At 45.2% G+C, this 9,115-nt stretch carries 8 protein-coding genes; 4 read left to right on the plus strand and 4 right to left on the minus strand.

All coding sequences use genetic code 11. The annotated features are described in order from the left end of the window. From asnB to QZ735_RS00820, 3 genes are all read right to left on the minus strand, one after another. Positions 1-899, minus strand: an 899-nt coding sequence (gene asnB, locus QZ735_RS00810) for an asparagine synthase (glutamine-hydrolyzing) (protein WP_294243305.1), incomplete at its 3' end; no start/stop codon positions are given. Positions 900-1,213: 314 nt separating this feature from the next. Continuing rightward, the gene (locus QZ735_RS00815; RefSeq protein ID WP_294243307.1) at positions 1,214-2,878 is read right to left on the minus strand and encodes a GLPGLI family protein; all 1,665 of its coding nucleotides are present in this window, start codon (positions 2,876-2,878) and stop codon (positions 1,214-1,216) included. Between the two features lie 94 nt (positions 2,879-2,972). Continuing rightward, positions 2,973-4,178 carry a methyltransferase domain-containing protein gene (locus QZ735_RS00820; RefSeq protein ID WP_294243308.1) on the minus strand — a complete coding sequence of 402 codons (1,206 nt, stop codon included), beginning with the start codon at positions 4,176-4,178 and terminating at the stop codon, positions 2,973-2,975. Between the two features lie 196 nt (positions 4,179-4,374). On the opposite strand from QZ735_RS00820, the gene QZ735_RS00825 reads away from it, so the two are divergent. Together QZ735_RS00825 and QZ735_RS00830 are read left to right on the plus strand one after the other, a co-directional pair. After that, positions 4,375-4,719 (plus strand): zinc ribbon domain-containing protein YjdM, encoded by a 345-nt coding sequence (locus tag QZ735_RS00825; protein WP_294243309.1) that lies wholly within the window; start codon positions 4,375-4,377, stop codon positions 4,717-4,719. A 162-nt stretch (positions 4,720-4,881) separates the two neighbouring features. After that, positions 4,882-6,186 (plus strand): MFS transporter, encoded by a 1,305-nt coding sequence (locus QZ735_RS00830; RefSeq protein WP_294243310.1) that lies wholly within the window; start codon positions 4,882-4,884, stop codon positions 6,184-6,186. Positions 6,187-6,513: 327 nt separating this feature from the next. On the opposite strand, the gene QZ735_RS00835 is transcribed toward QZ735_RS00830, so the two are convergent. Continuing rightward, positions 6,514-7,449, minus strand: coding sequence for a sulfate/molybdate ABC transporter ATP-binding protein (locus QZ735_RS00835; protein ID WP_294243311.1), 936 nt, complete (start codon positions 7,447-7,449; stop codon positions 6,514-6,516). Between the two features lie 82 nt (positions 7,450-7,531). Between QZ735_RS00835 and QZ735_RS00840 the strand changes: the two genes are divergently transcribed. Together QZ735_RS00840 and QZ735_RS00845 are read left to right on the plus strand one after the other, a co-directional pair. Continuing rightward, positions 7,532-8,194: a YceI family protein gene (locus QZ735_RS00840; protein WP_294243312.1), complete on the plus strand. Its 663-nt coding sequence runs from the start codon at positions 7,532-7,534 to the stop codon at positions 8,192-8,194. A 129-nt stretch (positions 8,195-8,323) separates the two neighbouring features. After that, positions 8,324-9,115 (plus strand): phenylalanine--tRNA ligase subunit alpha (locus QZ735_RS00845; RefSeq protein ID WP_294243314.1); only part of this gene is annotated, 792 nt, incomplete at its 3' end.

A 9,115-nucleotide genomic window follows, 5' to 3' on the forward strand; every position in this document is an offset into this window, starting at 1 on the left:
AAGTTAACCTCATGATGTACGGATCCGATATGCTCCGCCGCTTTCCGGGCTGCCGCAAGATCGGGCGATCCTACAAGGCCCACGGCGAAACTGTGCAGTCTCGGGTACCAGGCTTCCTGCGTATCGCCGCTTTCTACCCGCTGCCTTGCATATTTTGCCGTTACGGCCGAAATAACGGAAGAATCCAGTCCGCCGGAAAGCAGTACGCCATACGGAACATCACTCATCAGTTGGCGGTGGACGGCGTCTTTAAGTCCTTTCCGCAACCCTTCAATATCGGTAGTGTTGTCTTTCACATGATCGAAACTTGACCAGTCGCGCAGATACCATTGCTGGAGCTCACTTCCGTCTTTGCTGTACACCAGATGTCCGGGAAGGAAAGTTTCTATTTTGCTGCATACACCTTCCAGTGCTTTCAGTTCCGAAGCTACATAATAATTCCCGTTTTTGTCCCAGCCGTGATAGAGCGGGCAGATTCCCATATGGTCGCGGGCGATCAGGTAAACGTCATTTTCAGTGTCATACAGGGAGAAGGCGAAAATGCCGTTGAGTTTTTCTATAAAATCTTTTCCGTATTTTTCATACAGTGGCAGGATCACTTCACAGTCGGATTCGGTCTGGAACTCATATTCAGGAAATTCTTCTTTCAGTTCGCGGTGGTTATAGATTTCCCCGTTTACCGCCAGCACGGTTTTCCCGTCTTTGCTGAACAGCGGCTGTTTCCCGGAGGCAGGATCCACAATAGCCAGCCGTTCGTGGGAGAAGATAATTTTATCGTTCTGGAATACGCCGCTCCAGTCCGGACCTCTGTGGCGTATTTTTTTAGACATTTTCAGGACCTGAGGCCGTAAGCTTTCGGTTTTTTGTTTGGCATCAAACAAACATACAATTCCACACATTTTGTTAATTATTTTAAACAAAAGTAGAATTAAGGTTTAAAATAAACAATTAAAAATTTAATTTGATTTAAAAATTTAATTATAATGTGATTCTGTATTTAAATTTTTAACTAAAACATTCTGAAACCAGAGGTTTTGGTTAAATTTTTTCACTGCAGTAAGATTATACTTACATACGAAATAAAAATAATATAATTAATGATATATGATAATTTATTTGATGAAATTTCAACCTTACTTTGTGGCTCGAAATAATTTTTTTTCATCATTTGTGTTTTTACCTTCTTGCAATTCATTTTGCGAGAAGGTTTTTTTTATTCAGATCCCAATAATACGCCTGACACGTTCCAGGAGCTGAAGCTTGTTCCTTCAGTCGGACCCTGCGGGATTTTCACCTGTATGGTATGCTTTCCGGCCTTAAGATTTCCCAGGGGAATATAATCGGGATTGGTTACGGTTCCCGGGCACCAGTTGGAGCGGCTCAGGTCTGAAGACGATAATCCGTCCGGGAAATTTCCCGAGGCAGGGTTGTAAAGCCTGTAGGAACCGCAGTCTGATCTCCAGGGGATAAAAGAATAGGCCATTCTGCCATCCAGGAAGATGGAATTGGCTTTAGGCACAAATTCGTCCCCGTTTTCCCATCCGCCGTGGCCTGTGGTGATGTATCTCAGCTGGGCATTGTTCAGGTCTTTTTTCAGGGTAAATTCCACGAAAAGCCCTTTGTCCTGACTGAACATCGTGGAATAGTCCTGTCCGGCCATTTCCATAATGTTGAGGGTATTGAACAAAGGGATGACGGTATTGTTTTTATAGACCGTCTGATCGCTTGGGTGGATGGTGATCTCAAGACTCACCTGATGGCCGCCTTTATCGTAATTTCCGATGAAGGCACCAACCCAGAGTTCTTTTCCGCTCAGCGAAGGTTTCAGGTCGGTAATATCCTGACGGTATGGGCTGACGGTCTGCCATGTTTTATCCTTCAGCTGGATATGGTTGAACTTACTGATCCCGAAAGCGGTAAAGAAACGCATCATCTCAACGGCGGGACTGTAATTTCCGGTACCGGCAATTCCGTAGTACTGTTTTCCGTTTCCGTTTTCATAGAGCGGAAGTGTCTTGACTCCGTTTTCCAGCCCGTTCAGGAATGATTCCGGCAGATCCTCGGGGATAAAGAATACAGTTCCCGTTCTGTCGTAAGCATCGCCGTTCGACTGCTGTTTCAGCTCGGCGAAAATGTTTTCCCCTTCCGATATTTCCGGAAACTTCACTTTCTTCAAAATGATGGTGCCGTTGGCAAATCTTTTTATGGTATCATCGGATTTTGACTGGTCTGAAAAGTTGATGGTTTCCTTATCAAAGATTTTCAGGGTGGTAAACCTGCTTTTCCACAGGAGATCCCTGTATCCTAGCTGGTCCGTTGAAGTGATGTTGCCTTTAAGAATCGCATCAATGCCGGTTTTCTTCACTTTTTTCACAGAAACGGCCGTAGTCGCGGAATTTTTATTCCTCTCGATTTCCATTACGAAACCCAGGTTCTGTCCGATGACAGAAGGTCCGCCCTGAATTTTCAGTTCATTGGTATACCAGACTTCGATGGTGTTTGAATTGATCTTGGTAACAGCCTTCCTGCAGGTGTAGCCAAGGATTTTCTTCGTTTCATTGGTTTGTTCAAAGGTCTGTTTTCCTACAGATTCCGCATCGGAAGCCGAAACAATTGCTCCGGATTTAAGGAAAGCATAGGAAACAACGGCATTTGAAGGTTTTTCAATTTTTGTGATTTCAAAAGGAAGCTCAGCTTTCTGTTCCCGGATTTTGTTGTTCAGGATGATGTTTTCCTTTTCATTGGCCCAGACCAGGGTCGGGGATTGTCCGGTCACCGCTTTTCCGTTGGATGAGCTGATGTACTGCACTTCATAAGCCTGTGCAAAGGCCAGGCAGTAGCAGAAAATAAAAAAGCTGAATAAGATCCGTTGTATCATAAGCATGGTTTTCTGCAAAGGTAGCATTTGATTTCAATCCATAAAAAAAACTGCTCCGGAACGGAACAGTTTTCTATTGGTTCTTATAGTAAAACTAAGGCATTCTTTCGATCAGGGCCATGTAGAAGCCGTCATAGCCTTCGCTTGGCATTACTTTTTCATCTTTTACCAATCTGAAATCCGGGTTATTCTTCAGGAACTCCGCAACCTGTCCGTTATTTTCAGACGGAAGGATAGAGCAGGTGGCATACACCATTTTTCCTCCTTTTTTCAGCATTTTGGAGTAATCCTGAATAATCTGCTGCTGCTCGCCTTTAATCCTGTCAATGAAGTCCTGGTCGATCTTCCATTTGCTGTCGGGATTTCTCTTCAGGACGCCAAGCCCGGAACACGGAGCGTCAATCAGTAAGCGGTCTGCCTTTTCATGCAGTCTTTTGATCACTTTGTTATCGGTAATCATCCGGGTTTCGATGTTGTGGGCGCCGGCTCTTTTGGCACGACGCTTCAGTTCTGCCAGCTTCCATTCAAAGATATCCAGTGCAATGATCTGGCCTTTATTTCCCATCAGGGCAGCCAGATGAAGGGTTTTGCCGCCGGCACCGGCGCAGGCATCCACCACGCGCTGGCCTTCTTTTACATCCAGGAAATAGGCGATTTTCTGGGAGGAAGCATCCTGGACTTCAAACAATCCTTCCTTAAAAGCGGTAGTGAGAAAAACGTTCTTTTTCTCCTCCAGCTGTACGGCATCCGGATAATTCCTGACAGGATAGGATACGATATTCTCATCTGAAAGGTCGGAAATCAGTTCTTTGGTGGTTGTCCTCAGGGTATTCGCCCGTAACACGGTAGGAGCCTGCTCATTGAGGGCCTGCATTTCCTTTTCCCACTTCGGGCCCAGTTCCTTTTCCAGGGTTTCGGCCAGCCAGTCCGGGATGGAATATTCGATGGCTTTGGTAGGAACGGTTCCCTTTTTAAGCTTGGTAAGGATGTCGGCAATTTTTATCCCGTCGAATTCCTCGAATTTTTTATAGTTGGTCTTGCTCCAGAGAAGGTAGGCAAGGATCAGTTTATAAACATTGTTCGGTTTTACCCCTTCGCCCATGTAGTATTCAAGGCGTTTCTTCCAGCGGATAATATTGTAAAAAATCTCTGAAACTACCGCTCTGTCCTGGCTTCCCCATTTCCTGTTTGCCTTCAGAAGTCTTTCGATAACTTTATCGGCATACTTATTTTTCTCGAAAAACGTTTCCTGCAAAGCATCGTGAATTCCGATGGCCAGGTTTCTGTGTATCAATTCCATAAAATTGGGTTCTGCTATTTTGAATCTGCAAAAATACGAAAATTTAAACTTTATCGGGTTATAAATTGTGAGTTATGAGTTACGAATTATGAGTTATGAGTTATGAGTTGTGTCATTGTTCCGTATGCGGTAAACTTATAAATTATAATTTTTTACTCATCATTCAAAAAACTTACCTTTGCAGAAAAATAAAAATATGAGTGATCCTGTACTTTGTCCCAAATGTGAATCTGAATTTACGTATCCGAGCGATAACGTAATGGTATGTTCCCAATGTTTCTATGAGTGGAACCCCGAAGAAACGGCTTCCGAGGCTTCCGCATCCGGAAAAATTTTAGATTCGAACGGCAACGAGCTTCAGGACGGAGATTCCGTAGTGGTAGTGAAAGATCTTCCTGTAAAAGGAGCTCCGAAACCGGTGAAGGCCGGAACGAAGGTGAAAAATATCCGGCTGAGACCGGACAGCGATCATAATATCGACTGTAAGATCGACGGTTTCGGTGCGATGGCCCTGAAATCGGAGTTCGTGAAGAAAGCATAATCCCGGATTCTCTCAGCATGTCTTACGCAAACGTAGGTACAGCCGGGACTGCCGTAGAAAACAGGCCGGAATATTCATCAATTCAATGAATATTCCGGCTTTTCAATTTTCTTTTTCAAAGTTAAAACTTACGATGTATCTTTTACCGCTCAAAATATGCTTATGAATACACAACCCCAACCATTAATTACGACAGGAGAAAGAATCAGAGCCATTATCGGCGGATCCGTAGGAAACCTTGTGGAATGGTATGACTGGTATGCCTATGCTGCCTTTGCCATTTATTTTTCACATGCCTTTTTCCCGGATTCCGATATGACGGCGCAGCTGCTGAATACAGCCGGGATTTTTGCCGTGGGATTCCTGATGAGGCCCGTCGGCGGGTGGATGTTCGGAAGCATTGCCGACAAGATCGGAAGAAAAAGAGCCATGACGCTATCGGTATTGCTGATGTCTTTCGGCTCGCTGCTGATCGCCCTGACTCCGACGTATGAAACCATCGGGGTGCTGGCGCCGGTCCTTTTGCTGGCGGCCCGGCTGCTGCAGGGGCTGAGTGTAGGCGGAGAATATGGGGTTTCCGCTACCTATCTCAGTGAAATGGCTACCGAAGACCGCCGCGGATTTTACTCAAGCTTCCAGTATGTTACGCTCATCGGCGGCCAGCTGATCGCATTGGGCATCCAGCTGATCTTACAGAAGTTTCTCCTTACCGAGACGCAGCTTGAAGCGTGGGGCTGGAGAATACCATTCGTCATCGGAGCCATCCTTTCGGTAATTGCCCTGTATCTGAGGTCGAGCCTTCATGAAACGGAAGCTTTCGAAAACAAAAAAGAACTGGTAAAAAGTAAAAAAGGTTCCGTAAAAGAACTTCTGAAACATCCGCAGGCGCTGCTTACGGTAATCGGGCTTACCCTGGGCGGAACGCTGGCTTTTTACACCTACACCACTTATATGCAGAAATTTCTGGTCAATACGGTGCATCTCAGCAAGGAACAGTCTACCCTGGTTTCTTTCGTCTCCCTGTTTTTATTCGCATGCCTGCAGCCGGTATTCGGGGGACTTTCCGACAGGATCGGAAGAAGGCCGCTTTTACTGGGCTTCGGAATCCTGGGCACCCTGTGTACGGTTCCGCTGCTTACGGCTTTAAGCCATACCACTTCCGTATGGATGTCATTTCTATGGATCATGATTGCTCTGATTATCGTCAGCGGTTATACCTCCATCAACGCTGTGGTAAAAGCGGAACTTTTTCCTTCTGAAGTGAGGGCGCTGGGAGTAGGTCTGCCTTATGCCCTTACGGTAGCCATCTTCGGGGGAACTGCAGAATACATTGCGCTCTGGTTCAAGCAGGCCGGTACGGAACATTATTTCTACTGGTATATTACCCTCTGCATTTCTTTTTCACTTATTGTTTATTTCAGGATGAAAGATACAAAGGAAAATTCCAGGCTGGATGAAGACCTGTGATTCGGGACCGCACCATCATATTTTTATCGGAACGTTTAAAAACGGGCATGAAAAAAGGAAAGAATTGGACAGGGTATCTTTCAAAACTCAATCGTCGGTCTAGAATATGACTGATTTTCGTTTTCAGGGGGCAGAAAGAGTATTAACCAAAAATTTCCTTATGCTGTAGAGATACAAATGTAACAAAAACTTTTATACCCTATGATGGCATTTGCCTTTTTGTATGAAAAAAAATCGGCTAAGTGATGGCTGATCAGTATTATCACCGTTCTGTCCCGGTGTTTTCATGACTGAACACTAAACATCCGGTAACGGAAGCATATACGGTCAGGAAAAGGTAAGTGTTACGGCCCCGTTGATTTTCCCGTCTGAATATACGATGAGCTCTTTATCGCCCATGCGGATCTTATTCCAGTAGTGGCTTCCTGCAAAACGGCTTTCCAGGACTTCTGCCTCGTGTCCGCTGCCTGTAATTTTAATATCGCCGGGATAATAAGCGAATTTCTGCAGTCCGTACTCAGCCATTTCCTTTCCGCTGAAAATATTGACTTCTCCGAACAGCTCTGCCACATAAGGGCTTTCCGGGTTTCTGAATATTTCTTCCGGACTTCCGTTCTGTACTGTTTTTCCGTTTTCAAGTACAACGATCTGATCGAGCCACGGAATGATGTCCTGCAATTCATGGGTAGAGATGATCAGGGAAATATGGTGCTGCTTTACGTACCGGAACAGCTTTTCACGGAGCCCTATTTTCCTGGAAAAGTCCAGGTTGCTGAAAGGTTCATCCAGTACCAGCAGCTTGGGCATAACAGAAAGGGCCCTGGCGATGGCTACCCGCTGCTGCTGCCCGCCGCTGAGATATTTCGGCAGGGTGTGGGCAAAATCTTCCAGCCCTACGACTTCCAGCAGCTCGGTGACGGTTTCCTTTTTCTTTTTCAGATTGATGTTCGAAATAAATTTCCCTACATTTTCGGCAACGGTGGCGTATGGCATCAGGTCAAAATGCTGGGCCACGAACTTCATATCAGGCTCTCCGGGAACCAGGTTGCCTTTAGGCCCCATCAGGTTCCGGCCTTCAAAAATAATCTCGCCTTTCTGCCAGTCCAGCAATCCGTAAATCAGGCTTAGCAAGGTGGATTTCCCGCAGCCGCTTTCTCCGGCAAGGGCAATGATCCTGTCTTTTTCAAAGCTGAGGCTGAGGCTTTCAAACAGCGGTTTTTCCTTTGAATAAGAAAAATACAAATCGTTTATCTCTAGTAGCATGATGCAAAGGTACTGAAATGTACCTATAGGAAAGAACCGGTTTTTTTCATATCTTAGCGGGAGTATTGAAAACATGAAAATTATGAGAAGAAGGCTGCTTTCATGGGGCATTTCCGGATTTTTTGCACTGACTGCGCTGGTTGCCTGCAACAAGGACAAACCTGTTGCTGCAGGAGAAAGCAGTGAGGCTGCAGCACCAAAAGACGGCAATCCGTTTGTTGTTGATACGCTGAACAGCAGGATCGAGTGGAAAGGCTACAAGGTTTTTAAATCCGAAAGCACCAGCCATTTCGGAACCATTAAATTCGAAAGCGGCGACGTAACCGTCAAGGACGGAAAGCTTGGAAGCGGGAAATTCGTGGCAGACATGACTTCCCTTACTTCGGAAGACCTGAAGGACCGGGCTGCCGACCTGGAGAAACTGAACAGCCACCTGAAAAGCGGCGATTTCTTTGAAGTGGAAAAATTTCCCACCGCCTCGTATGAAATTACCGGCGTTACCCCGTCTGCCGGCGGGGATTATAACACTGTACTCGATGGAAATATGACCGTAAAAGGAATTTCCAGGCCGGTACAGTTCAAAGCTAATGTTTCTGTAAAGGATGGAGTCGTCAATATTGCTACAGAACCCAAGGATATTGCCAGAGAAGACTTCGGAATTACATTTCAGGCCCCGGTGCAGAACGGACTGATTAAAAACGAAGTTACCCTCCAGATCAATGTAAAGGCTCTTGAAAAAAAATAAATTCTTATTCCGTTATAATAAATGACCAAAGTCTGCCTCTTCAACGGAGGCAGATTTTTTTAACAGTTTTGGGAAATGTATTCCGTTGAAAAACCGTATTTTTGCAAAATATATTGAAAGGGCAAAACAATGATAGAAAAGATAGAAGAATTACTCATTGAGGTAAACAGCTTCAATACTACATCAAAAGAAGAAATTGAAAATTTCCGGATCAGGTACAATGGGAAAAAAGGAATTCTGAACGATTTTTTTGAAAAATTCAAAGAAGTTCCCAATGACCAGAAGAAAGAATTCGGGCAGAAAATCAATACCCTGAAACAGGCCGTCAACCTAAAGCTTGATGATCTGAAAAATGCTTCCGAATCTTCCGTTGTTTCCGAAAAAGAAGATCTTACCAGACCTGCATTTCCATTGGACCTGGGCTCCAGGCATCCGATCAGCCTGGTAAAAAACAGGATTATCGAAATCTTTAAGTCGATTGGCTTTGCTGTGGCGGACGGCCCGGAAATTGAGGACGACTGGCATAACTTTACGGCCCTTAACCTTCCGGAATACCATCCGGCGAGGGATATGCAGGATACCTTTTTTATCGAGCAGAACCCGGACATCCTGTTAAGAACCCATACCTCATCCGTACAGATCCGATATATGGAAGAGAACAAGCCGCCAATCAGGATCCTGTCTCCAGGAAGAGTGTTCAGAAACGAAGCGGTGTCTTCCCGTTCGCACTGTATTTTCCATCAGATCGAAGGCTTGTATATCGACGAAAATGTAAGCTTTGCCGATCTTAAGCAGACCATCCAGTTCTTTACAACAGAACTGTTCGGAAAATCCAAAATCAGGATGAGGCCTTCTTATTTCCCGTTTACGGAGCCGAGTGCCGAAATTGATGTATATTGGGGACTGAATTCTGAAACGGAT

This window comes from uncultured Chryseobacterium sp., from assembly GCF_913776365.1.
Lineage (GTDB): Bacteria > Bacteroidota > Bacteroidia > Flavobacteriales > Weeksellaceae > Chryseobacterium.

Excerpts from the sequence above, each read along its gene's own strand:
- QZ735_RS00815 (WP_294243307.1), bottom strand. The coding sequence starts at position 2,878 with ATGATACAACGGATCTTATTCAGCTTTTTTATTTTCTGCTACTGCCTG.
- QZ735_RS00820 (WP_294243308.1), bottom strand. The coding sequence starts at position 4,178 with ATGGAATTGATACACAGAAACCTGGCCATCGGAATTCACGATGCTTTG.
- QZ735_RS00825 (WP_294243309.1), top strand. The coding sequence starts at position 4,375 with ATGAGTGATCCTGTACTTTGTCCCAAATGTGAATCTGAATTTACGTAT.
- QZ735_RS00830 (WP_294243310.1), top strand. The coding sequence starts at position 4,882 with ATGAATACACAACCCCAACCATTAATTACGACAGGAGAAAGAATCAGA.
- QZ735_RS00835 (WP_294243311.1), bottom strand. The coding sequence starts at position 7,449 with ATGCTACTAGAGATAAACGATTTGTATTTTTCTTATTCAAAGGAAAAA.
- QZ735_RS00840 (WP_294243312.1), top strand. The coding sequence starts at position 7,532 with ATGAGAAGAAGGCTGCTTTCATGGGGCATTTCCGGATTTTTTGCACTG.